This is a genomic window from Roseovarius sp. D0-M9, assembly GCF_037083805.1.
Lineage (GTDB): Bacteria > Pseudomonadota > Alphaproteobacteria > Rhodobacterales > Rhodobacteraceae > Roseovarius.
On sequence record NZ_JBAPKZ010000025.1, the window covers coordinates 1 to 26,011 of the forward strand.

The following is a 26,011-nucleotide window of genomic DNA, read 5'->3' on the forward strand; positions in this document are numbered from 1 at the left end:
ATGGCACGCGCCAGCTATCTGGGGAGCGCACGTGCCATGGCGCTTGGCACCCCGCCACTGGCCTGGTTTTGCGCCGCCACGTGGCCGGTTTTGTCTCCGCCGTTGACAGGCTGGCATGTAAATCACAAGCGCATCGAACGCATTTGGTGGCAGGAAGGGCTGAAAGTCCCGCAAAAACAACCAAAGAAGGGCCGGCTCTGGCTGAACGACGGCTCATGCATCCGGCTCCGGCCGGAGCGCCCGAACCATGTCTCCCTCTCGGGACATTGCTACGCAATACCCTGACGGGCAGCGGGTCCTATGACTTCGTCCAGGATCGGACCCACGATGGGCGGGTCTTTAGGACGCTCAATATCATCGATGAGTTCACGAAGGAGGCACTGGTGATCCGCGTCAAACGCAAGCTCAATTCAGTCGATGTAGTCGATGCCTTGACCGACCTGTTCATCCTGCGCGGTCCGCCAGAATACATAAGATCCGACAATGGCGCGGAATTTATCGCCAAAAAGGTGCGTTCCTGGATCGGGGCTGTCGGCGCCAAAACGGCTTTCATCGCGCCAGGATCGCCTTGGGAGAACGGCTACTGTGAGAGCTTCAACGCCCGATTTCGCGACGAGCTACTCAATGGTGAAGTCTTCTATTCGCTCAGAGAGGCCCAGATCCTGATCGAAAGGTGGCGTCGCCACTACAATACCGTCAGGCCGCACAGCTCTCTGGGATACCGTCCGCCCGCACCTGAAACCTTCATCCCGATAGACCAGAGGCCCATCATGCACTAACAATTAACTCGGACCACTCGATGGGGGCAGTCCACTTTTGACCCGCAACACGGGGGCGGTTGTCTTTGCGTCCTCCTCTGGCTCGCAGCAATCGCTCGAGAGCGAGACTTATGGTGGAGGCCACGGTTCATTTACGGCGGCGCTCCTTGAGGCGCTGCGCGGGATGGCGGATACGAATGTCGGCGATCAGGACGGCTTCAACAGCTTACAGGAAACCATTCTCTATACGCGCGGCCGGGTGTCAGCCTTGACCCGTGGCGACCAACGGCCCACCCTGCCGTTCGCCTCGGACGAGGTTGATTACCTTTTGAGTGGCGGAAACTAAGTGGGCCTGTGACGTGTTTTGGGAGTTGTTGCTGACCCCGAAACACGTCACTCCGACAAGAAAATACCCATCGTCGATAACGCGCGCTCCATGCGGGCTTGGTCGTCCGACGGGCGGGTAGCCTCCACGAGCCTACGCAGATCTTCGGCGTTCGTGATTTTTTCGCGCATAACATGTGCGAGAAGCGGGACGATATCTCGTGCGGGACAGGTTCCGATACGGTAACGCCAGACCGGCAGTTCTTGTTGTTCCGAGCTCAGCCCGCAGCGCCCGCTCGGCGGCAAGTTTCGCCAGAACATCAGCATCAAATCTGCCAGCGCCGAAGGATCGTCTGCAAAGTAGCCGTGCGAGAGTAAGTCCTCACCAAGATCCGACATATCGATACTGTCGATCAACGGCGACACGATGGTTTCGTCCCCACCCTGCCCTGCCCGTGGCCGCTTGCCATGCAAAAGACGCGAAGTTTCGAGGGCCCAATCTGCTTCAGATGCATAAAGTGTCATGCGCTCGGCGGTCGGGCGCATGGTGGGCAGCATCTCCTTGAACAGTCCCGCGTCTACGTCCGGCGCGGCAAAAATAACCTGTCCGAATAGTGGATCCATTCCCTTCGCTAGGCTATTACGCAGAGACAACAATTCTAGCGCGTCAGTCAACGCCCGGTTGCCCATACTATGCGCCACAAGATGGATACGCCGCGCTCCAGACTGATCAACGATATCTTGCAAAAAGGTGGCTAAGCGACGGCCGGATAGACGCACGACTGCGCTATCAGCGATGTATGCGGAAGTGCGCGCATGTGACGGCCAAGAATACAGGACCGGCACACCAGGATAACGCATGTCGAACGCCAGCTGTGCGGCCCGTTTAGCCGCCGCATCAAAGCTCACGTTGAAGCCATGGACGAAGACAAAGGCATCGCGGTCCGGCGCCTCGCGAAATTCTGCATTCATGCGCCGGAAAAAGGCATTGCTGTCCAGGGGCTGGATGCTCTGAAGGGTCATGTGCCGGGTCGGCGAAGGCGCAAACTCAAGCTGCCAGACAGACGGAGCCTCGATTTCACCGGGCGTGTGGTTTTCAGGAATGGTGACCGTGACGATGCCGGTTTCCAACGTCCCGCGACCCGCGCCGTAGAAATCGGCGGGTCGAATTTCACCGGTTCGGGCGCGGTCCGTTCCGTAATACACGTCGATAGTATGATACCCTTGCTCGGATGCTTGCTTGGCACCAGCGGCAGGAGCGGCGGCCGATGGCACCGCTGTAAGTGGGGCCACGCCTGCGGAGGATGATGACGAGGAAGTTAGGGGCTCATCCGACATAAGCCCAGTCAGACGTTCGCGCGCAGCGCGTGCGGCTGAGATCTCCGCCTCGGAAGCAGCCGAGGCACGAAGAACGCGCATCTTTGAAATAATCTGCCGCCGTGCAGCCGTCAAATCGCCTGCCTGCTCAAAGAGACGCGCAGCCCTTTCGAAAAAGGTCACCGGATCATACCATTCAGATCCCGTACTTTCAGCAATTTGGCCAAGTTCCGCAAAGAGTTGTGCCGCCTCCCGCGTCTGCCCGAGCTCATCAAGTAATCGAGCTCGCATGAGCAACAGATCGAATTGAGGGCGGTTCGTAGGAGCCGCCTCAAGGCCTGCTAGCTCAAGAAGCGCATCAACTTCAACAAGCGCGCTCTGCGGTGCGGTTTCGACCAACGTCTCAATACGGATCATCTCAGCTGCCAGCGTGGGTCTCAGCATCGGTTCGGAAGCGGCATGGCCTGGGAAGGAGCTTCCAAACGCTAAGAAGAAAACGGCGTTAAGAGCTGCCCGCATGTCATTTCCTCCTGTCCGTATTTGACTTCAAGACTAGGACAGCACCTATTTTCTCGCAAGTGAGGTGCTCACCGAAGACTAGACACTGATGGTGTGGATGCCCCCCCGGCAATCATGCCCCAAAACTGAATCATCGTCAGGAGCGTCTTCCCGGCAACCGGTTCATACCTCAAAGTCGATTGCCGCGGCCTGCAACAGCGGCTCAGACCACGTCGATGAAACATGCCGCCGTATCGGCGATCTGCTGGGCGGTATGCTCTCGGCGAAAGAACTGGACAAAGCCTGCATCCGGCAGAACCAGATAGGTATGGGTGGAATGATCCAAGAGGTAATAGTCTTCATTCCCCGGCTGCCTTGAATAGAACGTCCTATAGGCACGCGAGGCGGTGTCGATCTGCTCGAGACTGCCGGTCAGTCCGATCATGTCGTCGTGAAAGAAGTCGGTGAATTCATCCACCCGCTCCACCGTGTCCCGCTCGGGATCGACCGTGATGAAGAGGGATTGCACGTCCCTGCCTTCGTCCTGAAGCAGGTCCAGCGCCTCGGCGTTGCGCGCCGTGTCCATCGGGCAGACATCGGGGCAGAAGGTATAGCCGAAGTAGATCAGCGAAGGCTTGGTGATGACCTCGGCGTCGGTCACGGTCTCGCCGGTTTCGGACACCAGTGTGAAGGGGCCGCCGATGGACCCACCGGCAACCGAAGATGTGCTGCACTGGGCAAAACGGTCAGCGGCGGGGCGGTTCAGCCACCACGCTGCGCCGCCCGCGATCAATGCCGCCGCGAGGCCCGCGACGATGAATAGCGGAGTTCTGGACATGGGATGTCTCTCTTTGCGAAAGGGATGGGATGCTGGCGCTGCGCGTGGCCCTTGACCCGCGCAGCGCCCCGGCTGTCAGTGACTGGAATGATCCATGTCGCCATGATCCGACGACTCGCCCGCATCGGTGGGGCGCGTCTCGACTACGAATTCAATCTCGACCTCGCCTGCCCGTTCGAAAACCAGCGTCGCGGGAAAGCTTTTTCCGCTCACCAGTTTGCGATCCTTAAGACCCATGAACATCACATGANCCTGCCCGTTCGAAAACCAGCGTCGCGGGAAAGCTTTTTCCGCTCACCAGTTTGCGATCCTTAAGACCCATGAACATCACATGAAGCCCGCCGGGTTTCAGCGTGACGCTCGCCCCCGGCGCGATCTCGACCCCATCGACGGGCAGCATCCGGCCCACACCATCGGTGACGACGGATTCGTGCACCGCGACCTTGGGAAAATCAGCACGCACTTCGATCAGGCGGTCGGCGGTGTCACCGGTATTGGTGATGGTCATGAACCCGCCGCCGGCCATGGCCATCGACGGGGTTTCAAAGGCATAGGGGTGGGCGATTTCCAGATCACCAGCGGTGAACTCATGGGCCCAGAGCGCGGTGGACGAGACGGCACAGGCCGCGATAATTACAAGTTTCTTGAGCATATCTGATAGTTCCATCAAGACGTTGCCCTGACGCGATCCTGCGCAGGGCCATTGAATTTGTGATGTGAGGGACTTCAGATAAAGCGCGGCGGCGCGCGGGCTGGCGGGCTGGGCGGCGCCCTGAGCGGGAGGCCCGTAATCCGGTTCAGCGGCGCGCCCTGCGCGATGACAAGCTGCCACCGGGTGGCGGCCAAGGCAGATTGCATCGGCAGCGGGGCCGAGAGTTGCAGGCAGCAGCTGTCGCATTCCACGCAGCCGGGGCAATGTTCGCCCTCCTCCGCGCACAGATCGTCGAGCGTTCCGCCCATCTCCAGCAGCGGCGCAAGCGCAATCTCAGTCTGGGCAAGATGGCCGGACGCCTGAGCGCGCAAGACCCCGCTGCCTGCAACCATGAGGGCTGCGATCAGCGCAAACACCACAGTCATGGTGCGGGCCGCGCCCCGGATATGATGGCGATCAGAGAACATCTTGGCAGTCAGTTACTGCAATTTCACCCATTGGGAAAGGCCGCGAAGTGACGCGCCAGACATCGCTGACCGCCGGGCGTTGATTAGGGCACAGTCCTATTCCGCCGGGGTGCGTTTCGCGGCCGTGCCGTCTTGTGTGGCGCGCGCGTGCTGCAACAGCCCCTGCCCCCCGTGTTCGATGTCATGGCAGATTGCGGCTTGGGTCATCGCCGGATCACGAGCGCGCAGCCCCGCGATCACTGACAGGTGCGGGTGGACATCGTGGAAGGGGTTGCCGGCATCATAGAGATGCGACAGCAGCGGCCCGCAGCGCACCCAGAGATTTTCGACGATTTCCAGCAGGATCGGCATCCGTCCCGCGCGGCACAGATTCAGGTGGAACTGCGTGTTGAGGTCGATGGCCTGCGCGTGATCCCCTGCCTCGAAGGCCCGCGACAACTGCGCGTGCATCTTGTCCAACGCGTCGATCTCGGCCCTGGTCGCGCAGGTGGCGGCGGCGGCCGCGGCGCGCCCCTCCAGATCGAGGCGGATGTTGCGAATCTCGATCAACTGATCGCGGGTCAGCTCGGGCACCATCGCGGTGCCACGCGCATCCAGCGCCAGCGCATCCAGCGAAACAAGCCGCAAGAACGCCTCGCGCATGGGCGTCGCGCTGATGCCGAATCGCTTGGACACAGGGCGCAGCCGCAACTTTTCGCCCGGCTTCAGCTGCCCGCCCATCAGCGCAGCGCGTAGCGCAAAATAGGCGCGATCGCCCAAGTTTTCCTTGGTGATCGGGCTGGCCCAAGCATGGCTGTCGGCGAATTCTCCGCCGTTTTCCAAACTGCGCGTTGACAAGTGTGTGTCTCCCCTGCTTAGTCTTGTTATAACAAATAACGCGTTCGCGCCGATAGCCCAAACTTACGTAAAGACAGCTTTCAAAGCGAGGTCGAAACGCAACATGGGTAAAGGGTCGCGGGGTGTTTGCCGTTCCGGGGAGGGAGCGGCAGACAGATAGCCCCGCACGGCGCGCACCAAAGGAGGAGACAGCGATGAGTGACATGATGAAGGCCGTCACGGCCAGTGGTGCGGGTGGCCCCGAGGTTCTGGACGTGGTGAGCCTGCCCCGCCCCACGCCCGGCCCCGGCCAAGTTCTGGTGCGGGTCCATGCGGCGGGCATCAACCGCCCCGACGTGATGCAGCGCGAGGGCAATTACCCGCCGCCCCCCGGCGCCTCCGACATCCTGGGCCTTGAAATGGCCGGTGTCGTCGAAGAGCTGGGCGAGGGCGCGAGCCGTTTCGCGGTCGGCGACCGCGTGATGGCACTGGTGCCCAGTGGCGGCTACAGCGAATGGTGCGCCGTGCATGAGACCAACGCGCTGCCGGTGCCCGAAGGCCTGAGCATGGTCGAGGCGGGCGCGATCCCCGAGACGTTCTTTACCGTCTGGTCCAACGTGTTTCAGCGCGCGGGTCTGAAAAAGGGCGAGACGATCCTGCTTCATGGCGGCACCTCGGGCATCGGCACGACGACGATCCTGCTGGCCAAGGCGCTGGGGAGCCGCGTCATCGTGACCTGCGGCAGCGACGAGAAATGCGAGGCGGCCAAGGCCAACGGCGCGGATGTGGCGATCAACTACAAGACATCCGATTTTGTCGAAGAGGCCAAGAAGGCCACCGACGGCAATGGCCCGCATGTCATCCTGGACATGGTCGGCGGCGACTACATGCAGCGCAATATCGAGGCGGTGGCCATCGACGGGCGCATCGCCCAGATCGCCTTTCAAAAGCCGCCCAAGGCCGAGCTGAACATGCTCCAGCTTCTGACCAAGCGCCTGACCTGGACCGGATCGACCCTGCGCGCGCGCCCGGTCGAGATGAAGGCCGAACTGGCCGCCGCGCTGGAGGAGCACGTGCTGCCCCTGCTGGCCAAGGGCATTGCAAAGCCTGTGATCGACAGCACCTATCCGCTGGATGATGTGCGCGGCGCCCATGCGCGCATGGACAGCGGCGGGCATGTGGGCAAAATCGTGTTGACCATGACGGATGACGCGGCATGACCACCCCTCCGAGCCCGACCGCAGCCAATCTGACAGGGACCAATCCCACCGGGGCCAACACCACCGGCGCACATATCATGGCCGCCGCGCTGGCCCGGCACGGGGTCACGCAGATCTTTGGGCAGAGCCTGCCGACCGCGCTGATTCTGGCCGCGCCGGACTACGGCATCCGGCAGGTTGGCTACCGAACCGAGAACGCGGGCGCGGCGATGGCCGATGCCTATGCGCGGATCACCGGGCAGGTTTCGATCGTCACCGCACAGAACGGCCCAGCGGCGACGCTGCTCGTGCCGGGTCTGGGCGAGGCGCTCAAGGCCTCGATCCCGGTCGTTGCCATCGTGCAGGACGTGCATCGCGGCGCGACCGACAAGAACGCCTTTCAGGAGCTGGATCACTTCGCGCTCTTTTCCGGCGTGTCGAAATGGATCCGGCGCATCAGTGACGCGTCGCGGATCGACGATTACGTCGACATGGCCTTTACCGCTGCCGCCAGTGGGCGCGCGGGGCCGGCGGTCTTGATGGTGCCGGTCGATGTCTTGGACCAGATGGCTGCGCCACAGGGCCGGCAGGCCACCTTGGGGCACTACCCGCTGGACCGCAGCGTCGCCGCGCCGGACCGCATCGCCGAGGCTGCGGACCTTCTGGCCTCTGCCCGCGCGCCCATCGTCATTGCCGGGGGCGGCGTCCATTCCGCCCGCGCCACGGGCGAGTTGGCGAAACTGCAAGAGTTGGGCCTGCCAGTGGCGACGACCGTCATGGGCAAAGGAACAGTGGACGAGACGCATCCCCTGTCGCTGGGCGTCGTAGGCTATTTCATGGCCAAGGGCAGCCGCACACATCACATGCGCAGCATGGTCACTGAGGCCGATGTGGTGCTCTTGGTCGGCAACCGCACGAACCAGAACGGCACCGATAGTTGGCAGCTTTATCCCAAGAATGCGCGCTATATCCATATCGACATCGACGGGGCCGAGGTCGGCCGCAACTATGAGGCCCTGCGCCTTGTCGGGGATGCCAAGCTGACGCTGGCGGCCCTAACCGACGCGCTCAAGACACGCGATACGGCCCATCTGTCGTCCGCGGGCAAGGATGTCGAGGCGCGCATCGCAAAAAGCCGCGACGCCTATGCCGAGGACATGAAGGCGCTGGACTTGGATGCCAGCCCGCTGCGGCCCGAACGAATGATGCGCGATCTTGATGCGGCCATCGACGGTGACGCCATCGTGGTGGCAGATGCCAGCTATTCGTCGATCTGGGTTGCGGCCTATCTGACCGCGCAAAAGGCGGGGCAGCGCTTCTTGACGCCGCGCGGCCTTGCGGGGCTGGGCTGGGGCCTGCCCTTTGCGCTGGGGGCCAAGGCGGCGCGTCCGGATGCGCCAGTGATCTGCCTGACCGGGGACGGTGGCTTTGGCCACGTCTGGGGCGAGCTTGAGACGGCTCGCCGCATGAACCTGCCGGTGACGGTGATCGTTCTGAACAACCAGATCCTCGGCTATCAGAAGCATGCAGAACTAACCATTTATGGAAATCACACCGACGTTGTGCATTTCCAGCCCGTGGATCACGCCGCAATCGCGCGCGCCTGCGGCTGTGACGGTGTGCGCGTCGATGCGGCAGAGGATTTCGCCCCGGCACTTGCCGCGGCGATCAACAGTGGACGGGCCACGGTGATCGACGTCGTCACCGACGAAAAGGCCCATCCACCCATCACAAGCTTCGAGGGCAAGAGCGCTCTCGATTACTGACGTCAAATTAGGGGAGGAGAACCCAATGAAACTGACACATATCCTGAAAACAACGGTCGCCGCAGGTGCACTTCTGGGCGCGCAAGCGGCCTATGCCGAGGTCACCATCGGCGCACTTTATCCGTATAGCGGGCCTCTGGCGCTGCTGGGCGAGGAATCCTCGCGCGGTCTGGAGCTGGCCGTGGATGAAATCAACGCCTCAGGTGGCTTGCAGGGCGAGCAGATCGTGCTGGAGCGCGGCGATGCCGTCGACAACAACCAGGCAATCGGCGAGGCCCGTCGCCTGATTTCGCGCGAAGGCGTCAAGGCAATCTTCGGCACCTATTCCTCCAGCCGTTCGATCGCTGCCAGCCAGGTGGCCGAACTGTCGGGTATCCCCTATTTCGAACTGGGCGCCGTCGCTGACGAGGTTACCGGCCGCGGGCTGGAATATCTCTTCCGCGTCAACCCGACCGCCGAGGACATGGCCGATACGATCATCAACATGATCGTCGACAAGGTCGCCCCAGCCGCCGACATGGACGCCGCCGACCTCAAGATCGGCATCATCCACGAGGACAGCAGCTACGGCAGCTCGGTCTCGGGCCACCAGGAGCGTCTCGCCGAAGAGGCAGGCCTTAACGTCGTGACCACGCTCGCCTATCCGGCATCCACTGTCGATATGTCGTCCATCGTGCTGGACCTACAGCAGCGCGAAGTCGATGTGGTTCTGCAAACATCCTATCAGAATGACTCAGTCCTTTTCCTGCAACAGTCAAATGAGGCCGAGTTCAAACCGATGGCGGTTATCGGTGGTGGCGGTGGCTACTCGACCCAAGCCACGGCGGACGCCGTGGGCCATGACATCATCGATGGTGTGCTGAATGCCGACTTCACGCAGTATATCGTGAACAAGGAGTTCACTCCCGGCATCGACGACTTCCTTGCCGCCTACGAAGAGAAGTTCGACTCTGAGCCGCTGTCGGGCCACTCGCTCACCAACTATGTCGGCGCGATGGCGATCCTCGAGGCCCTGAACGAGGCTGATGGATTTGAGCCTGCAACCATCATCGAAACGGTCTCGGCCATCGACATCCCCGAGGGCACGACCGCTGCCGGGTATGGCGTCAAGTTCGGTGAGAACAATCAGAACGAGCGCGCCCGCATGATGGGTCTGCAATGGCAGGACGGCAAGCTGGTGACGGTCTATCCCGACGATGCCGCCGCCGCCGAAATGCGCACCAAGAATTGATCTTGGCACTTTGATCCCCTCGCGGGATCGACCGGGGCGGGCCGCAGCATGGCCCGCCCCCTTTCAGGACAAGGTGGGATAGTCGATGGACGTGTTTCTTCAAGTCGTGGTGAATGGCCTGCTACTGGGCGGCCTTTTCGCCATCACCAGCGTGGGCCTCACGCTGATCTTTGGTATCGTCAAGGTGGTGAACTTCGCCCACGGCGAATTCCTGATGATTGGGATGTATGCCACATACCTCATCACCGCCCAATTCGGGATGCATCCCTATGTCGCCCTTGGGGCGGTGGTGCCGATCCTCTTCGTGCTCGGGATGCTGACGCAAAAATTGATGATCGAGCCGCTCATGGGGGCGCGTAATCACGATATCCAGATCTTTGCGACCGTGGGCCTTTCCACAGCGCTCATCAATCTCGCGCTGCTCATCTTCGGTGCCAACATCTACAACACGCCCAACTTTGGCCTGCGCGCATCCGTTGAGTTCGGGCCCATCCGTATGCTGGTTGGCCAGGTTGTCCTCTTTGCCGTCGCGACCGCGCTGGTGATCGGTCTGCACCTCTTCTTGCAGCGCACCCAAGCGGGCCGAGGCATTCGCGCCGTCGCACAGAACCGCGCTGCCGCGCAGCTCATGGGGATCAACGTCAGCCGCGTCTACATGGTGACCTTCGGCCTCGGCGCCGCTTGTGTCGGTGTCGCCGCCTGCCTTGTTGCGCCGCTCTATCCGACCTCGCCGGGCATCGGCACCTACTTCGTGCTGATCTCGTTCGTCGTCGTGGTCCTTGGTGGCCTCGGCTCGATCGGGGGGGCGTTCCTCGGGGCGATGATCATCGGCCTGATCGACAGCCTCGCGGGCTTCTATATCGGCTCTGACCTGCGCGAAGTCGCGGTGTTCAGCGTCTTTCTTCTCATACTAATCCTGCGTCCGCAGGGCCTGTTCGGAGGGCGACTGAACCTGTCGCACGTATCATGACGGATCAGACAAGCACAAAACCAACCGCCAAGACGATCAGCCCGACGGCCAAGCGCAGCACGGGCGGGGCCATCGCCCTTGCCGTGCTCCTCGCGGCGATCTTCATCACGCCGGTCGCGCTCGACGACCAGTTCGTCTATCATATTTTCATCACGATCTGCATTTTTGCAGGTCTGTCGACCGCGTGGAATATCGTCGGCGGTTTCGCCGGGCAGCTGTCGCTGGGCCACGCGATCTTCTACGGGATCGGGGCCTATGTGGGCTTCATGCTGACCAATCTGGGCATCTCACCCTGGATCGGCATGTTTGCGGGCGCGGGCATCGCGGCCACTGTCGCGGTCATCATCAGCTACCCCTGCTTCCGCCTTCAAGGGCCGTTCTTTGCCCTGGCGACCATCGCGTTCCTCGAGGTGTTCCATCAGCTTGCGATTCACTTCAAGGATTTCACCGGCGGCGCGTCGGGCATGATGATCCCGCTCAACATCGGTTGGGAATGGATGGTTTTCCGCGAGCGTCTGCCGGCCCTCGTCATCGCCTTTGGCATGATGTGCTTTATCCTCGCGGTCGCCTGGTGGATCCGCACGCACCGCCTGGGCTTTCAACTGGTCGCCACGCGCGAACGCGAGTCCGCGGCGCGGGCCGCAGGTGTCGCCACGGTCAAGGTGCGCCTGATCGCGGTTGCCATTTCGGCGGCACTGACCGCGATGATGGGCACATTCCACGGCATGTATCTAACCTTCATCGAGCCGGAGTCGGCCTTCTCTCTCACCTTTTCGATCCAGATCGCGATGTTCGCGCTGATCGGCGGGCTGGGCAGTGTGTTCGGCCCCCTTCTGGGCGCGGTCCTACTGGTTCCGATCACCGAATTCGCGCGCGGTGCGCTTGGTGCCGAGGCGGTTGGCCTCCATGGCTTCGTCTATGGTGCGGTACTGGTCTTGGTCGTGATCTTTATCCCGAACGGTCTGATGGGCCTCATCTCGCCCTGGTTCAAAGGGCGTGACACCAGCAGCAAACAGGCTGCCGAGGTCGAGGCGCCGACGGAGGCGCGCACCTTTACCCCGCCCGAGCCGGGCGAGGAGGTCGTGCGCGTCAAGAACCTCAACAAGCATTTCGGCGGTCTGCATGTGACCAATGACGTGTCCTTCACCCTGCGCGAGGGCGAGATCCTTGGCCTGATCGGACCCAATGGCGCGGGCAAGACGACGCTCTTCAACATGATTTCGGGCTTTCTGGACGCCGATAGCGGCACGGTCGAGATCAAGGGGGCGGACGGCAAATGGCACTCACCGAAAAGCCCTGCTGATTTCGCGACACTGGGCGTCGGGCGCACCTTTCAGATCGTGCAGCCCTTCGCGGCCATGACCGTCGAGGAAAACATCATGGTCGGCGCGTTCCACCGCTATCCCCATGTCGAGGATGCGCGCGCCGCCGCACGGCGCACGGCGGAAAAGATGGGCCTCGCGCCCTATCTGAACGCCGAGGCATCGTCGCTGACCATCGGCGGCCTGAAACGACTGGAGGTGGCCCGCGTCATGGCGATGGAGCCGCGCGTTCTGCTGCTGGACGAGGTGATGGCAGGCATCAACCAGGCCGATGTGCGCCGCGCCATCGACCTGATGCTGTCCATCCGCGACGAAGGCGTGTCGATCATCGCGATCGAGCATGTGATGCAGGCGGTCATGTCGCTGTCTGACCATGTCATCGTGCTGAGTTCGGGCGAGGTGATCGCCGAGGGCAAGCCAAAGACGGTCGTCGAGGATCCCCAAGTGATCGAGGCATATCTGGGCAAGGAGTTTACCCATGCTTGAGTTGAGCGGCATTCATTCGGGCTATGACTCGACCACCATCTTGCAGGACGTGTCGCTGAACGTGAGCGAGGGCGAGGTCGTCACAATCGTCGGCGCCAACGGCGCGGGCAAGACGACGACCTTGCGCACCATCTCGGGCCTGATCAAGCCGACGGCGGGCAAGATCACCTTTGACGGGCAGGACATCACCAGGCTCAGCTCGCATGAGACGGTCGAGCTGGGCATTACCCTGATCCCCGAGGGGCGCCAGCTCTTTCCGGACATGACGGTGCGCGAAAACCTGCAGATGGGTGCCTATCGCAAGGGTGCGCGGGCCAGCCAATCGCAACTGATGGAGGAGGTTCTCGATCTTTTCCCGCGTGTTCAGGAACGACTGGAGCAAAAGGCAAACTCCCTTTCGGGCGGCGAGCAACAGATGGTTGCCATCGCGCGCGGCCTGATGGCCAAACCGCGCCTCCTGATGTTCGACGAGCCGTCGCTGGGCCTTGCCCCGATTATCGTGAGCCAGGTGTTCGAGGTGATCGACAGCATCGTGAAAACCGGCGCGACCGTGCTGATCGTCGAGCAGAACGTCTTTCACACGCTCAAGGCCGCCGACCGTGGCTATGTCTTGGAAAACGGTGAAATCGTGCTGAGCGATGATGCCGATGCGCTGCTGGAAAACCCGCATGTGCGGAAAGCTTACTTGGGGATCTGAGGCGATGGAACGCAGTGAAATCACCCCCGAGGCGCTCGATATCCGCCCCAGTCACGCGGGCCGCCATGTTCTGGTCACCGGCGCGGGCAACGGCATCGGGCGCGCCATCGCGCTCGGCTTTGCCCGGCGTGGCGCGGTCGTCGGCGTGGCCGACATGAACGAGGACGCGATTGCCGAAACCGAGGCGCTGATTGCCAAGGCCGGTCTGGGCCGCGCGATTCCTTTGCGGCTCGACGTGGCCGATTGGGACGCGGTCGAGGGCACACTGGCACGCGCGGCCAGCGATCTGGGCGCGCCTTTTGATACGGTCGTCAACAACGCCGGCATCTCACCCAAACATGAGGGCAAGCCGCATGGCGTCTGGGAAATGGACCCAGCCGAGTGGCGCCGCGTCGTGGATGTGAACCTGACGGGCAGCTTCAACACTATCCGCGCGCTGACGCCCACCATGCGGGACGCCGGGCGCGGTTGGGTAGTCAACATGTCGTCGGTGGCGGGCAAGACGCATTCGCCCATCGTGGCCAGCCATTATGCCGCGACCAAATCGGCCATCGTCGGATTTACTATCCACCTCGCAGCCGAGCTGGGCCCCTACGGCATCCGCGTCAACGCGCTGGCCCCCGGCCGGATCGAGACGCCAATGGTCGCAGGCGCGGGCAAGGCCGCCAATGACGCGCAGATCGCGCTGACCCCCATGGCGCGGCTGGGCCAGCCCACTGAAGTGGCCGATACTGCCCTCTGGCTGACCTCCAGCGAGGCCAGCTTTGTCACCGGTCAGACGATCGACGTGGCCGGCGGGCTCTACATGACGTGAGGCGGTGGCCCCACGTATCTGAAAGGCAATGACATGAACGAGATCACCGGCAATACGAAGCTATACGGCATCCTTGCCGATCCCATTCACCACGTCAAAACCCCCCAAGTGATGAACCGCCTCTTTGCTGAGGTGGGCCATGACGGCGTGCTGGTGCCCCTGCATGTCGCCGCTGGCGGGCTGGAAGATGCGGTGCGTGGGCTGCGCCGCATTCAGAGCCTATCGGGCGTAATCGTGACGGTTCCGCATAAGACGGCGATCCCTGATCTTTGCGATGCGCTGACCGATCAGGCGCGCATGGTGGGTGCAGTAAACTGCATCCGCCGAGACGCGGACGGCACACTGACCGGTGCGATCCTCGACGGCGTCGGCTTTGTCGAGGGGCTGCGCGGCGAGGGGCATGATCCGCGCGGGCTATCGGTGATCCTCGCCGGTGCGGGCGGCGCGGCCAGCGCCATCGCCTTTGCGCTGGCCGAGGCGGGCGCCACCGCGCTGACCATCGCCAACCGCACCGAGGCGCGCGCCCGTGATCTGGCCGATCGTGTCAGCGCCGCTTATCCCGATGTCACCCTCTCCACCGATGCCAGCGCCGTTGCCGGGGCCGATCTGGTGGTCAACGCCACATCGCTAGGCATGCGCGAGGGCGACGCCCTGCCGCTGGATATCAGCCAGCTCCACAAGGATCAGATTGTCGCCGAGGCCATCATGGACCCCGCCATCACTCCCCTTCTGGCCGCCGCCGAGAAGGTGGGCGCGCACACCCATCCAGGCCTGCCCATGCTGCAAAGTCAGGCACGCCTGATGGCCGAGTTCATGGGCGCAGCCTGATGACCGATGGCGCGCCCCTGCTGGACACGCTGCGCAGAATTTGCGGCGACACGGCGGTGCTGACCGGCGGCGATACCGCCGCCTATGCCACCGACTGGCGCGACATGTTCCACGGCACGCCGCTTTGCGTGGTACGGCCAGCCAACACCGATGAGGTCGCCCGCTGCGTCACTTCCTGCGCCAAGGCGGGGGCGGGCATCGTGCCTCAGGGAGGCAATACCGGCCTTGCGGGCGGGGCCACGCCCGACGCCAGCGGCACGCAGGTCATCATCGCGCTGGACCGCATGACCGCCATTCGCCACATCGACCCGATCGGCATGACGGTCGAGGTAGAGGCGGGTGCGATCCTGCAAACGGTCAAGGACGCCGCCGAGAACGAAAACCGCCTCTTGCCCCTCAGCCTTGCCGCCGAAGGCTCGGCCCGGATCGGCGGGCTGATTGCCACCAATGCGGGGGGCATCGATGTGCTGCGCTACGGGATGACCCGCGCGCTGGTTCTGGGGCTTGAGGTCGTTCTGCCGGACGGGCAAGTGCTGAGCCGTCTGCGCCACCTGCGCAAGGATAACGCAGGCTATGACCTGAAACAGCTCTTCATCGGGACCGAAGGCAGCCTTGGCATCGTCACCGCCGCCGTGCTGCGCCTCGTCCCCCTGCCCCGCCACCGCGCCACCGCGCTGATCGCCGTGCCCGATATCGCCGCCGCCGTGCGCCTTTACGAGCGCGCGCAGAGCGATATTGGCGAGGCGCTGTCGGCGTTCGAGCTGATCTCGGGCGATGGCCTCGCCCTTGTCGCCCGGCATATGGGTCAGGACGCCCCCGTCAGCGGTGCCGAGTGGTATCTGCTGATCGAGGCCGGATCATCCCTGCCCGGCCTGCGCGAGGCTGCCGAGGCGCTGCTGGAAACCGCGTTCGAGGAAGGCTGGGCCACCGATGGCGTTCTGGCCGAATCCGAAGCGCAGGCCGACGGGCTATGGCAATTGCGCGAATCGCTGACCGAGGCCGAGGGCAAGGCAGGCGGCGCGATCAAGCATGACATTTCGGTTCCCATCACCGGCATCGACGCGTTTCTGTCCGAGGTGGGCGACATGCTGCGCAGCACCGCGCCAGACGCCCGGCTGAATGTCTTTGGCCATCTGGGCGACGGCAACCTGCATTACAACGTGATGAACGTGGCCAAGGCGGACGCAGGCACGGTCAACGCCGCCGTGCATGACGTGGTGGCGCGGCACGCCGGCTCGATCTCGGCCGAGCATGGGCTGGGGCAATATCGCGTGGCCGAATGGGCGCGGCTGGCCAGCGCGCCCGAGCATGACCTGACGCGCCGGATCAAACATGCGCTCGATCCGGGTGGCCTGATGAATCCCGGCAAGGTGGTGCCGCAAGATGACTGAGACGTACGATTACATCATCGTCGGCGGCGGCAACGCGGGCTGCGTTCTGGCCAACCGCCTGACCGAGAGCGGCAAGCATAGCGTCCTTCTGATCGAGGCGGGCGAGGACGGGCAGAGCGCTTGGGTCGATGTGCCCGCAGGCTTCTCCAAGCTGCTGACCAACCCGCGCCACAACTGGCGACTGGCCAGCGAGCCCGAAGAGGCAACAATGAACCGCGTGATCTCGATCCCCAAGGGCAAGGGGCTGGGCGGCTCGACGCTGATCAACGGGATGATCTATGTGCGCGGCCAACCACAGGATTTCGACGGCTGGGCGCAGCGCGGCTGCACCGGCTGGTCGTTCGACGATGTGCTGCCCTACTTCAAGAAGGTCGAGGATTGGGATGGGCCGACGCAAGATGGCAGCGCCGATGATCTGCGCGCGCACGGCGGCCCCCTGCCCCTGACCACGGTGCAGGAGCGGCCCGAGATTGGGCGCGCCTTCATCCGCGCCGCCCGCGCGGCGGGGCACCCTGAAAACGACGATTACAACGGCGCATCGCAGGACGGCTTTGGCTATTATCAGGTCAACCAGGAGAACGGCCGCCGCGTCTCGGCCGCCGCCGCCTATCTGGACCCTGTCCGCAAGCGCCCCAACCTGACGATCTGGACCGGCACCCACGCCCGGCGCATCCTGCTGGAGGGGCGCCGCGCCACCGGCATCGAGGTGATGCAGCGCGGCACGTTGCGGCAGGTCCACGCGCGGGGCGAGGTGATCCTCGCTGCAGGCGCCTTTCACTCGCCCCAATTGCTGGAGGTGTCTGGCATCGGCGATCCCGACGTTTTGCGCACGGCAGGTGTCGAGGTGGTGCATGAGGCGCCGGGCGTTGGCGCGAATTACATCGATCATTACTGCACGCGCATGAATTGGCGCGTCACCCAGCCCGTCACGCTGAACGAGATGACGCGCGGGCTGTCCCTCGTCAAATCGGTCCTGCAATACGCGCTGACGCGCAAGGGTATCCTCACCTATGGCACCGGCCTTGTGCATGGCTTCATGCGGACCCGCCCCGACATTGAGGGGCCGGATGTGCAGCTTTTCTTCCTGCACGCCAGCTATGCCAACGCGGCCGAGCGCAAGCTGGACAGGCAGCCGGGCATGACCATCGGCGTCACGCAGCTGCGCCCGGAATCGCGCGGCACGGTGCATATCGCCGCGCCAGACGCCGAGACGCCCCCCGTGATTCGCCCCAATTTCCTCGCCACGCCCGAGGATTGCCGCGCCATGGTCGATGGCATGAAGATGACCCGAGAGGTCGTGGCACAGGCTCCGATGGACGCCTTTCGCGGCCCCGAGATCAGCCCCGGCGACGCCTGCCAGAGCGATGGCGACTGGCTGCAATTCGCGCGCGACAACGGACAGACGATCTATCACGCCAGCGGCACCTGCCGGATGGGCAATGACGACGCATCAGTCGTCGATCCATCGCTGCGCCTGCGCGGCGTGGACGGGCTGCGCGTCGTGGATGCGTCGATCATGCCGACCATCGTGTCGGGCAACACGCAGGCCGCCGTTTTCATGATCGCCGAAAAAGGCGCCGAATTGATCCTGCGGGACGCAAGATAAAGGGATGCCATGACACGAGAGTTTTTCCCCGCTACCTATCCCGGCCTCAAGGGGCGCGCGGTCCTGAACACCGGCGCGGCCAAGGGCATCGGCTATGCGATGGCCCAGGCGTTCGCCCGGCACGGCGCGCATCTGATGCTGGTGGATATGGACGGCGCCGCGCTTGAGGCGGCGGCAGAGCGGCTGCGCACTGATTATCCCGATGCGAGGGTCGAGACGTATCAAGGCTCCGTCACCGATGAGGCCGATGTCGCCGCGGCCTGCACCGCCTGCGCGGACGCCTATGGCAGCCTCGACATCCTGCTGACCAATGCGGGCATTTCGATGAACCGCCCCAGCATCGAGTTGAGCCTTGATGACTGGCGCCGCGCGCTTGACGTGAACCTCACCGGCACGTTCATCTGCGCGCAGGCCGCCGCAAAGCACATGATCGCGCAGGGCGGCGGCGTGATCCTGAACACCGCGTCGATGTGGGGCCTGTCGGCCTCGGCCAACCGCGCCGCCTATTGCGCCTCCAAGGCCGGGGTCATTTCCCTGACCGAAGTGCTGGCTGATGAGTGGGCGGGCCACGGCATCCGCGTCAACGCGATCTGCCCCGGCTATATCCGCACCGCCCTGACGGACGAGCTGATTTCCCAAGGCAAGCTCGACCTCCCCGCGATCGAGGCGCGCACCCCACAGGGCCGCATGGGCACACCCGAGGAAGTGGCCGAGATGGCCGTCTACCTCGCCTCGGATGCGGCGGTTTTCATCAATGGGCACTCGCATCTGTCGGATGGCGGCTTTCGCGCGCGGGGATTTTAGACGATGAACGCAAGTTTCGATTTCACGGACCGCACGCTGGTCCTGACCGGGGCGGCGGGCGGCATCGGGCGCTGCATCGCAGAGCTTTTCCACCGCTCAGGCGCCAATCTGGTGCTGGGCGACCGGGATGAGGCGGCGCTGAGCGCGCTTGCCGATGACCTCGGGGAGGGCCGCATCGCCACCCTCGCGGGGGACGCCGCCAGCCCCGAGGACGCGCAAGCGCTGGTCGGTCTGGCCGCCGCGCGCTTTGGCGGGATCGACTTTCTCATCCCCGGCGCGGGCATCTACCCCGCGCAGCCCTTTGCCGAGATGACAGACGAGGATTGGCGCCGCCTCATGGCGATCAACCTCGACGGAGTGTTCTATGTCTGCCGCCGCGCGGTGCCGCATCTGAAGCCGGGCGGCGCGCTGGTGTTCCTGACGTCGCTCGCCCCGCATCGGGGCGCGCAGACCAACGCGCATTACGCCGCCGCCAAGGGCGCGGTCGGCGCGCTGATGCGCAGCCTGACGCGAGAGCTGGCCCCCGGTATCCGCTGCAACGCCATCGCGCCGGGTATCATCGACACCGCGATGATCGGCGATTTCAAGAAAACCCGCGCCGATGAGACGTTGAAGCTCACCCCCCTCGCCCGCCTCGGCCAGCCGCAGGAGGTGGCCAGTGTCGCCGCCTTCCTCGCCAGCGATGCGGCCAGTTTCGTCAATGGCGAGACGATACAGGTCAATGGCGGCCTCTACATGGTCGCCTGACCGCAAAGGACCAGATACATGCCCGAATACCGCGACATCCCCCCCCTCGCCCCCTGGCGCGAGATCACCGTCACCGACGACGACCGTAACGCCATCGACCCCGAGACGGGCTGCACAATACTGGCGCAGCTACACCTGATCCGCGCATTCGAAGAAAAGGTGCTGGACCTTGCGGGCAAGCAGCTGGTGCATGGCCCCGCCCACTCTGCCGTCGGGCAGGAGGGAGGTGCGGTCGGCTCTGCGATGACGCTGGGGGACGGCGATCAGATCAACGGCTCGCATCGGGCGCATCACCAGTTTCTGGCGAAATCCCTGCGGCATGTGGCCAGCGTGATTTCCGCGACCGAGGCGTTCCCGAGCGATATCCGCGATCTGTCCAAGCGCACGATGGCCGAGATCATGGGCCTTGCCCAAGGCTTCTGCCGGGGGCGCGGCGGCTCGATGCACCTGCGGTGGGAAGAGGCCGGAAACCTTGGAACAAACGCCATCGTCGGCGGCGGCGTGCCCATGGCGGCGGGCGCGGCTTGGGCGCACCGCAATGCGGGCACGGATCGCGTCGTCTACAGCTACTTCGGTGACGGCGCGACGAACATCGGATCGGTCCTTGAAACGATGAACATCGCGGCGGCGTGGAAGCTGCCCATCTGCTTTTTCATCGAGAATAACCGCTATGCCGTCTCGACCACGGTCGAGGAATCCACGGCCGAGCCGCGCCTGTCGTCGCGCGGCCTTGCCTTTGGCATCCCCGCCTTCAAGGTCGACGGGATGGACCCGGTGGCCGCCTATCACGCGTCACTGGCCGCCAACGAAATCATGCGCGGCGGAAACGGCCCCACGGTGATCGAGGCCGATCTCTATCGGTATTTCCACCAGAACGGCCCCCTGCCCGGCAGCGCCTTTGGCTACCGCGACAAGGAAGAGGAGGCAGAATGGCGCGCCCGTGATCCGCTGGACGCGATGGCCCGCAACTTGATGGAGCGTCAGGTGCTGGGCGAGGATGACATCACCGCGCTGCGGGATCGCGCGGTGTCCCTGATGGAGGATGTCGCGAGCGAACTGATGGAGATGCACGAGGGCCGCCCCCGCATCATCCCCGCCCTCTGGCCCGAAGAAGGCTTTCGCGACGCGGGCCTGCGCGGTGATCTATCCGAGTTCGGCGGCGTGCGCACCGCCGAGCAAGACAGCTTTGACGGCGATCTGCACGAGGCCAAATTCGTCGATACCGTCGCTGATGTCATGCATCGCCGCATGGCGCAGGACGACCGCATCATCGTGCTGGGCGAGGATGTTCACCGCCTCAAAGGCGGCACCAATGGTGCGACGCGCGGCCTGTCAGACGCCTATCCAGGCCGCATCCTCGGCACCCCAATCAGCGAAAATGCCTTTACCGGCATCGCGGCGGGCATGGCCGCTGATGGGCGCGTGCGCCCGGTCATCGAGTTCATGTATCCCGATTTCATGTGGGTCGCCGCTGATCAGGTGTTCAACCAGATCGGCAAGTTTCGCCATATGTTCGGCGGCGATGCGGATATGCCGCTGGTCTTGCGGACCAAGGTGGCCATCGGCACGGGCTATGGCTCGCAGCACTCGATGGACCCAGCGGGCATCTTTGCCACCGCGCCCGGCTGGCGCATCGTCGCGCCTTCCACGCCCTTTGATTACGTCGGCCTGATGAACGCCGCGCTGCTGTGCCGGGATCCGGTGCTGGTGCTGGAGCATGTCGAGCTCTACAATTCCAAAGGCACCGCACCAGTCGAGGATTTCGACTACATCATTCCGCTGGGAAAGGCGCGCATCGTCCGCCCCGGAACCAAGCTGACCGTTCTGACTTATCTGGCGATGGTCGAGAAAACGCGGCAAGTGGTCGAGGATCTGGGCATCGACGCCGAGGTGATCGACCTGCGCAGCCTTGACCGTGCCGGCCTGGATTGGGAGACGATCGAAGCGTCGATCCGCAAGACGAACAATGTTCTGATCGTCGAGCAGGGCGCGCAAGGCACCTCTTATGGCGGGTGGCTGGCTGACGCGCTGCAACGCCGCGTCTTTGACTGGCTGGACCAGCCGATCGCGCGCGTGACGGGGGCCGAGGCCTCGCCCAGCATCTCGAAGGTTCTGGAAACCGCCGCCAGCGCAGGCACGCGCGAGATCGAGGCAGGGTTGCGCCAGATGATGGCCGACATGGGCGCGCCGCTTTAGGGCGCGCTATCCCAGCGCGTAGCCCGCACCGCGCACGGTGCGAATCGGATCGCCCTCGCCGCCCTGCCCCAACGCCTTGCGCAGGCGCCCGACATGCACATCGACGGTGCGGCTGTCGACGTGGATGTCGCGGCCCCAGACCCGGTCCAACAGCTGTTCACGGCTCAACACGCGGCCCGGCTTTTCCATGAAGGTCGATAGCAGGCGGAACTCGGTCGGCCCCAGCTTGATCGCTGTGCCGCCGCGCGTTACGCGGTGCGTCTCGCCATCCAGCACAATATCCTCGTACTCCAGCCGCGAGCCGACTGCCGCCGGGCGCGACCGGCGCAGCTGCGCCTGCACCCGCGCCATCAGCTCGGCCAGCGAATAGGGCTTGGTCATGTAATCATCGGCGCCGGTATCGAGGCCGCGCACCATGTCGACCTCTTCTGTGCGCGCCGAAAGCATGATGATGGGAACAGCGCGGGTGGCTGTGCGCGATTTGATCTGGCGGCACACCTCGATGCCCGAGACATTGGGCAGCATCCAGTCCAGCAGGATCAGATCCGGCATGCCCTCTGCCACCAGCATCAGCGCCTCTTCCCCGTCGCCGGCCTGCACCACGTTGATGCCACCCGCCTCAAGGTTATAGGCCAGAATCTCGCGCTGCGCGGGCTCGTCCTCGACCAGAAGGACGGTGGGACGCCCGTTGGCCACGGCCGGGCTCATGCGGTGGGCACGCCCAGATCGACAGATGTTCTGTCGTTCTTGGGGCGTTCCTCGTCCGGGTGGGCGCCTGTCGCCATATAGATCACCTGCTCGGCGATTGCGGTGACGTGATCGCCCATGCGCTCGGTGTTCTTGGCGATGAAATGCAAGTGCATGCAAGGCGTGATGTTGCGCGGATCCTCCAGCATGAAGGTCAGGAATTCGCGAAAGATCGCGTTATACATCTGGTCGATATCCTCATCGCGGCGCAGCACCTCGCGGGCCAGCTCCACGTCGCGGCGCACATACGCGTCCAGCGCATCCTTGAGCTGGAGCCCCACCTCGCGCGCCATGCGGCGCAGCGCGGCGGTGCCACCCTCGACAGGCGGCATCCCGGCCAAGACAGAGGTCCGCTTGGCCATGTTCTTGGCATAATCGCCGATCCGCTCAAGGTTGCCCGAAATCTTGATGACGCCCAGAATGGCGCGCAGATCGACGCCCATCGGCGCGCGCAGCGCGATGATGCGCGCCGCCTCCTCGTTCAGATGATCCTCAAGCGCGTCGATGGCGCGGTCGGCGTTGCGCACCTCTTGGGCGGCCTCTTCGTCCTGCGCCTCAAGGGCGCTGGCAGCGTTCAAAATCGCCTGCTCGACCAGACCGCCCATGCGGGTGATGAGCACCTCGACCGATTCCAGATCGCGGTCATATGCCGATGTGATGTGCTGGCTCATGTCTTGTTCCTATTCCGTGCGGTTTCGTGCGGTGGTGTCTCTTGTGGTGTTTCGCGAAAGGCGGGAGTGCCCCTTCTTGGTTCAATGATTGCCGTCGCACGGCAGCATGGTTCCAATGGGTGCTAACGCCCTCTGACGACGGCTTTGCAAAGGTTTTGTAACAGTTTGATGACAATTGCCAAAATGTGGATAGAATTTGCGGCGAAACCATCAGCGCAGGGTGTGCCGCAGCCACAATCCCGTCACTCGGCCTCGGCCCAAGGCAGTGCAACGCGAAACTCGCAGCCCTTGCCCGGCTGGCTTTCGATGATGAGGCGCCCGCGATGGCGCTGCGCCACATGCTTGACGATGGCCAGGCCAAGGCCCGTTCCGCCCTTCTGGCGCGAGCGGTGGCTGTCGATGCGATAGAACCGTTCGGTCAGGCGAGGGATGTGCAACGGGTCGATTCCCGGCCCGTCATCACGCACCGACAGGATCGCCGCAGGCCCGCGCAGCGCGGCGTAATGCGCCTCGACGCCAAGCGTGACATCAACCCTGCCCCCTTGCCCGCCGTATTTTAGGCCATTCTCGATCAGGTTAATGCAAATCTGGCGTAGCTGATCGGCATCGCCCTGCACCCACACCGGCGTATCAGCCAGCTCCGCAGACAGCTGCATCCCCGCCTTTTGCGCCACCCCGCACAGCCCATCCACCGCACCCCGGACGACGCGCGTCAGGTCGACGAGCGTCTTGGGGCGCTGGCGCTGCTGCGCCTCGACACGGCTCAACGACAACAGGTCATGCACCAGACGCTCCATCCGCGCCGCCTCGCCCTGCATGATGCCCAGAAATCGGTCCGTCGCGGTCACATCGCCGCGCGCCGGGCCCATGAGCGTCTCGATAAATCCCGACAGGGCGGTCAGCGGCGTGCGCAACTCATGGCTGACGTTGGCGACGAAATCGCGGCGCATCCGGTCCGTCTGCATCGCCGGGCTGACATCGGCAAGGCAGACCAAAACGGCCCCCTCGACTTGCGCGCAGGTCACGTCAAAATGCGCGTCTTGCCCGGCATCATCTGCGATATACTGCGCCTCGGTCCGAGCCCCACCACTTCGGCACGCCTCGATCGCCTCCAGCACGGCGGGCTGCCGCAACACCCGCGCCACATGCCCGCCAATGCCCGAATCGCCCAAAACCTGCGCCGCCCCCGCATTAGCCGCGAGGACGCGCATATCCGGCCCGATTAACAGGGCAGGCATCGGAATGGCGTCGACAAGGGCGCGCGTCATCGGTGTCATTCGCTCAGTCTTCCCTCACCGTCCACCAGCGCCAGTTCTTCAGGGCTGCCCTTGATCGCCGTCTCATACGCCGATCAAGGTGCTCTCAAACGTAGGTAGTCACTGTGACGGGCTGATGACATAGAGCTTGCGCATATGTTCGTGGATTTCCCACTCGCCCTTCCAGCCCTGCGGCAGCACCAGCAGATCACCGGGGCCAATGTCGCGCGGGTTCGATCCATCCGCGTTGCGCACTGTCGCGCGGCCCTTGATGATGTGGCAATACTCCCCCGCCGCGGTGCGGTCGGCGGTAAAGCGGCCTTCCGTGCATTCCCAGACGCCGACGTTCGTCAGACCATCGGGCGAGGACCAAAGGGGGCTTGCCGCCTCGGTCTGGCCATCGGTCAGGGTGGTCGGCTTGGGCTTGAACGGGCCCAACTCTACATTCGCCAGATCCTTAAAGCTGTCCAGGCTGATCATATCCGTCTCTCCTAATTGCGTCTCTAACCTGCGGCTGAGACCCTGTAATGCGCGCGCGCCAGCCAATCTGGCGACACCTCGATGCCCCAGCCTGGGGCGTCCGTGACCGTGGCATGGCCGTCCTCGATCTTGTAGGGATCAGAGGTGAAAAACCCGTCCTGCCAAGGATAGTAATCCGCGCCCTCGATGCTGAACTCCAGGTATTTCCCCGCGTTCGGGATCGCCCGCAGCAGATGCATCGTAAAGAGCGTGACAAGAGACAGGTTCGCGCAATGGGGTGTGACGGGCATATTCGCCGCCTCGGCCATGCGCACGACGCGCATCGTGCGGGCGATGCCACCCAGATACAGAATGTCGGGCTGCGCGATATCAACCGCGCGCATGTCGATCATCCGCTTCCACGTGGGCAGGTCGCAATCCTGCTCGCCCCCGGTCACGTCGATATCCAGCGCTTTAGTCACCTCGGCGGTCTGCTCAAGCTCCCAATAGGGGCACGGCTCCTCATAGTGGGAAAACCCGTGATCCTCCAGCATCCGGCCCACTTCGATGGCCTGCTTGGGCGCGTAGCAGCTATTGGCGTCGATCAACAGGGCCGCATCGGGGCCCATTTCGCGGCGCATGGTGCGAATGATCTCTTCGGTGCGGCCCGGCCATTCGTCACGGCCCCGGCCCACTTCGGCGCCCGCGCGCACCTTGAACGCGTCAAAGCCGTGGGCATCGCGCAGGCGCTTCATCCGCTCTGCCTCATCCTTTGGCGTGATGTCGCGCTTCATCGAGCTGGCATAGGCGCGGATGCGGCCCGGCGTGCCGCCCAAAAGCTCAGCAACCGATTTGCCCTCGCGCCGCCCACGCAGATCCCAGATCGCTGTATCGACGCCGCCCATCGCCCGGCGCAGGTAGGATCCGGGAAATTTATGCTCGCGCTCAACCACGAGATCCATCAGGTCATCCAGATCGCTCGCATCGCGGCCCATCACATGGGGTGCCACCTGACGGTGCAGCACGGCGCAGGTGATATCCGAATGATAGGTCGATACCTGCCCCCAGCCGATGCTGCCATCCTCGGTGGTAAGGCGCACGAAGCCGACGAACTCGGTGGTGAATGTTTCGATACGGGTGATCTTCATGTG

Annotated in this window: 25 protein-coding genes and 1 pseudogene; 15 read left to right on the forward strand and 11 right to left on the reverse strand. The window is 63.7% G+C overall.

Going from position 1 to position 26,011, the window contains the following annotated elements; all coding sequences use genetic code 11:
• Positions 1-108 precede the first annotated feature (108 nt).
• Positions 109-779, forward strand: a pseudogene (locus tag V8352_RS15285) (IS3 family transposase); the annotation flags it as partial.
• A gap of 37 nt (positions 780-816) precedes the next feature.
• The gene (locus V8352_RS15290; protein ID WP_336425165.1) at positions 817-1,104 is read left to right on the forward strand and encodes a hypothetical protein; all 288 of its coding nucleotides are present in this window, start codon (positions 817-819) and stop codon (positions 1,102-1,104) included.
• Between the two features lie 47 nt (positions 1,105-1,151).
• Here the strand turns inward: V8352_RS15290 and V8352_RS15295 are convergent, their stop codons facing one another.
• The 6 genes from V8352_RS15295 to V8352_RS15320 form a co-directional block, all read right to left on the reverse strand.
• Positions 1,152-2,918, reverse strand: a complete 1,767-nt coding sequence (locus V8352_RS15295) for an alpha/beta hydrolase (RefSeq protein ID WP_336425166.1) — start codon at positions 2,916-2,918, stop codon at positions 1,152-1,154.
• 202 nt (positions 2,919-3,120) lie between these two features.
• Positions 3,121-3,735 carry an SCO family protein gene (locus V8352_RS15300; protein ID WP_336425167.1) on the reverse strand — a complete coding sequence of 205 codons (615 nt, stop codon included), beginning with the start codon at positions 3,733-3,735 and terminating at the stop codon, positions 3,121-3,123.
• 75 nt (positions 3,736-3,810) lie between these two features.
• Positions 3,811-3,978: a hypothetical protein gene (locus V8352_RS15305; RefSeq protein WP_336425168.1), complete on the reverse strand. Its 168-nt coding sequence runs from the start codon at positions 3,976-3,978 to the stop codon at positions 3,811-3,813.
• The gene (locus tag V8352_RS15310) at positions 3,962-4,402 is read right to left on the reverse strand and encodes a copper chaperone PCu(A)C (protein ID WP_336425169.1); all 441 of its coding nucleotides are present in this window, start codon (positions 4,400-4,402) and stop codon (positions 3,962-3,964) included. The genes V8352_RS15305 and V8352_RS15310 overlap by 17 nt, the downstream gene beginning before the upstream one ends.
• 59 nt (positions 4,403-4,461) lie before the next feature.
• Complete coding sequence (locus V8352_RS15315; RefSeq protein WP_336425170.1) at positions 4,462-4,854, reverse strand: hypothetical protein; 393 nt, start codon at positions 4,852-4,854, stop codon at positions 4,462-4,464.
• A 96-nt stretch (positions 4,855-4,950) separates the two neighbouring features.
• Positions 4,951-5,691: a GntR family transcriptional regulator gene (locus V8352_RS15320; protein WP_336425171.1), complete on the reverse strand. Its 741-nt coding sequence runs from the start codon at positions 5,689-5,691 to the stop codon at positions 4,951-4,953.
• Between the two features lie 194 nt (positions 5,692-5,885).
• Between V8352_RS15320 and V8352_RS15325 the strand changes: the two genes are divergently transcribed.
• The 13 genes from V8352_RS15325 (at position 5,886) to V8352_RS15385 (ending at position 21,727) form a co-directional block, all read left to right on the forward strand.
• Positions 5,886-6,890 (forward strand): NAD(P)H-quinone oxidoreductase, encoded by a 1,005-nt coding sequence (locus V8352_RS15325; RefSeq protein ID WP_336425172.1) that lies wholly within the window; start codon positions 5,886-5,888, stop codon positions 6,888-6,890.
• Positions 6,887-8,635, forward strand: a complete 1,749-nt coding sequence (locus tag V8352_RS15330; protein WP_336425173.1) for an acetolactate synthase catalytic subunit — start codon at positions 6,887-6,889, stop codon at positions 8,633-8,635. Before V8352_RS15325 ends, V8352_RS15330 begins: the two co-directional genes overlap by 4 nt.
• 25 nt (positions 8,636-8,660) lie before the next feature.
• Positions 8,661-9,866 (forward strand): ABC transporter substrate-binding protein, encoded by a 1,206-nt coding sequence (locus V8352_RS15335; RefSeq protein ID WP_336425174.1) that lies wholly within the window; start codon positions 8,661-8,663, stop codon positions 9,864-9,866.
• 85 nt (positions 9,867-9,951) lie between these two features.
• Positions 9,952-10,836 carry a branched-chain amino acid ABC transporter permease gene (locus tag V8352_RS15340; RefSeq protein ID WP_336425175.1) on the forward strand — a complete coding sequence of 295 codons (885 nt, stop codon included), beginning with the start codon at positions 9,952-9,954 and terminating at the stop codon, positions 10,834-10,836.
• A complete protein-coding gene (locus V8352_RS15345) occupies positions 10,833-12,644 on the forward strand; it encodes a branched-chain amino acid ABC transporter ATP-binding protein/permease (RefSeq protein WP_336425176.1) in 1,812 nt (603 codons plus the stop codon). The genes V8352_RS15340 and V8352_RS15345 overlap by 4 nt, the downstream gene beginning before the upstream one ends.
• Positions 12,637-13,341 carry an ABC transporter ATP-binding protein gene (locus V8352_RS15350; protein ID WP_336425177.1) on the forward strand — a complete coding sequence of 235 codons (705 nt, stop codon included), beginning with the start codon at positions 12,637-12,639 and terminating at the stop codon, positions 13,339-13,341. Before V8352_RS15345 ends, V8352_RS15350 begins: the two co-directional genes overlap by 8 nt.
• Before the next feature lie 4 nt (positions 13,342-13,345).
• Positions 13,346-14,155 (forward strand): 3-oxoacyl-ACP reductase FabG, encoded by an 810-nt coding sequence (gene fabG / locus V8352_RS15355; protein WP_336425178.1) that lies wholly within the window; start codon positions 13,346-13,348, stop codon positions 14,153-14,155.
• Positions 14,156-14,188: 33 nt separating this feature from the next.
• Positions 14,189-14,983 (forward strand): shikimate dehydrogenase family protein, encoded by a 795-nt coding sequence (locus V8352_RS15360; protein ID WP_336425179.1) that lies wholly within the window; start codon positions 14,189-14,191, stop codon positions 14,981-14,983.
• Positions 14,983-16,374 (forward strand): FAD-binding oxidoreductase, encoded by a 1,392-nt coding sequence (locus tag V8352_RS15365; protein ID WP_336425180.1) that lies wholly within the window; start codon positions 14,983-14,985, stop codon positions 16,372-16,374. The genes V8352_RS15360 and V8352_RS15365 overlap by 1 nt, the downstream gene beginning before the upstream one ends.
• On the forward strand, positions 16,367-17,980 hold the full coding sequence (locus tag V8352_RS15370; protein WP_336425181.1) for a GMC family oxidoreductase: 1,614 nt from the start codon (positions 16,367-16,369) through the stop codon (positions 17,978-17,980). Before V8352_RS15365 ends, V8352_RS15370 begins: the two co-directional genes overlap by 8 nt.
• Positions 17,981-17,989: 9 nt before the next feature.
• Positions 17,990-18,784 (forward strand): SDR family NAD(P)-dependent oxidoreductase, encoded by a 795-nt coding sequence (locus tag V8352_RS15375; protein WP_336425182.1) that lies wholly within the window; start codon positions 17,990-17,992, stop codon positions 18,782-18,784.
• A gap of 3 nt (positions 18,785-18,787) precedes the next feature.
• Positions 18,788-19,531 (forward strand): SDR family NAD(P)-dependent oxidoreductase, encoded by a 744-nt coding sequence (locus V8352_RS15380; protein WP_336425183.1) that lies wholly within the window; start codon positions 18,788-18,790, stop codon positions 19,529-19,531.
• An 18-nt stretch (positions 19,532-19,549) separates the two neighbouring features.
• A complete protein-coding gene (locus V8352_RS15385; RefSeq protein ID WP_336425184.1) occupies positions 19,550-21,727 on the forward strand; it encodes an alpha-ketoacid dehydrogenase subunit alpha/beta in 2,178 nt (725 codons plus the stop codon).
• A gap of 6 nt (positions 21,728-21,733) precedes the next feature.
• On the opposite strand, the gene phoB is transcribed toward V8352_RS15385, so the two are convergent.
• From phoB to V8352_RS15410, 5 genes are all read right to left on the reverse strand, one after another.
• A complete protein-coding gene (gene phoB / locus V8352_RS15390; RefSeq protein ID WP_442971044.1) occupies positions 21,734-22,435 on the reverse strand; it encodes a phosphate regulon transcriptional regulator PhoB in 702 nt (233 codons plus the stop codon).
• A complete protein-coding gene (gene phoU, locus V8352_RS15395) occupies positions 22,432-23,145 on the reverse strand; it encodes a phosphate signaling complex protein PhoU (protein ID WP_336425185.1) in 714 nt (237 codons plus the stop codon). Before phoU ends, phoB begins: the two co-directional genes overlap by 4 nt.
• Positions 23,146-23,387: 242 nt before the next feature.
• Positions 23,388-24,422 carry an ATP-binding protein gene (locus tag V8352_RS15400; protein WP_336425186.1) on the reverse strand — a complete coding sequence of 345 codons (1,035 nt, stop codon included), beginning with the start codon at positions 24,420-24,422 and terminating at the stop codon, positions 23,388-23,390.
• A gap of 99 nt (positions 24,423-24,521) precedes the next feature.
• Positions 24,522-24,881 (reverse strand): cupin domain-containing protein, encoded by a 360-nt coding sequence (locus tag V8352_RS15405; protein ID WP_336425187.1) that lies wholly within the window; start codon positions 24,879-24,881, stop codon positions 24,522-24,524.
• 23 nt (positions 24,882-24,904) lie between these two features.
• The gene (locus V8352_RS15410; RefSeq protein WP_336425188.1) at positions 24,905-26,008 is read right to left on the reverse strand and encodes a mandelate racemase/muconate lactonizing enzyme family protein; all 1,104 of its coding nucleotides are present in this window, start codon (positions 26,006-26,008) and stop codon (positions 24,905-24,907) included.
• Between the last annotated feature and the right edge of the window lie 3 nt (positions 26,009-26,011).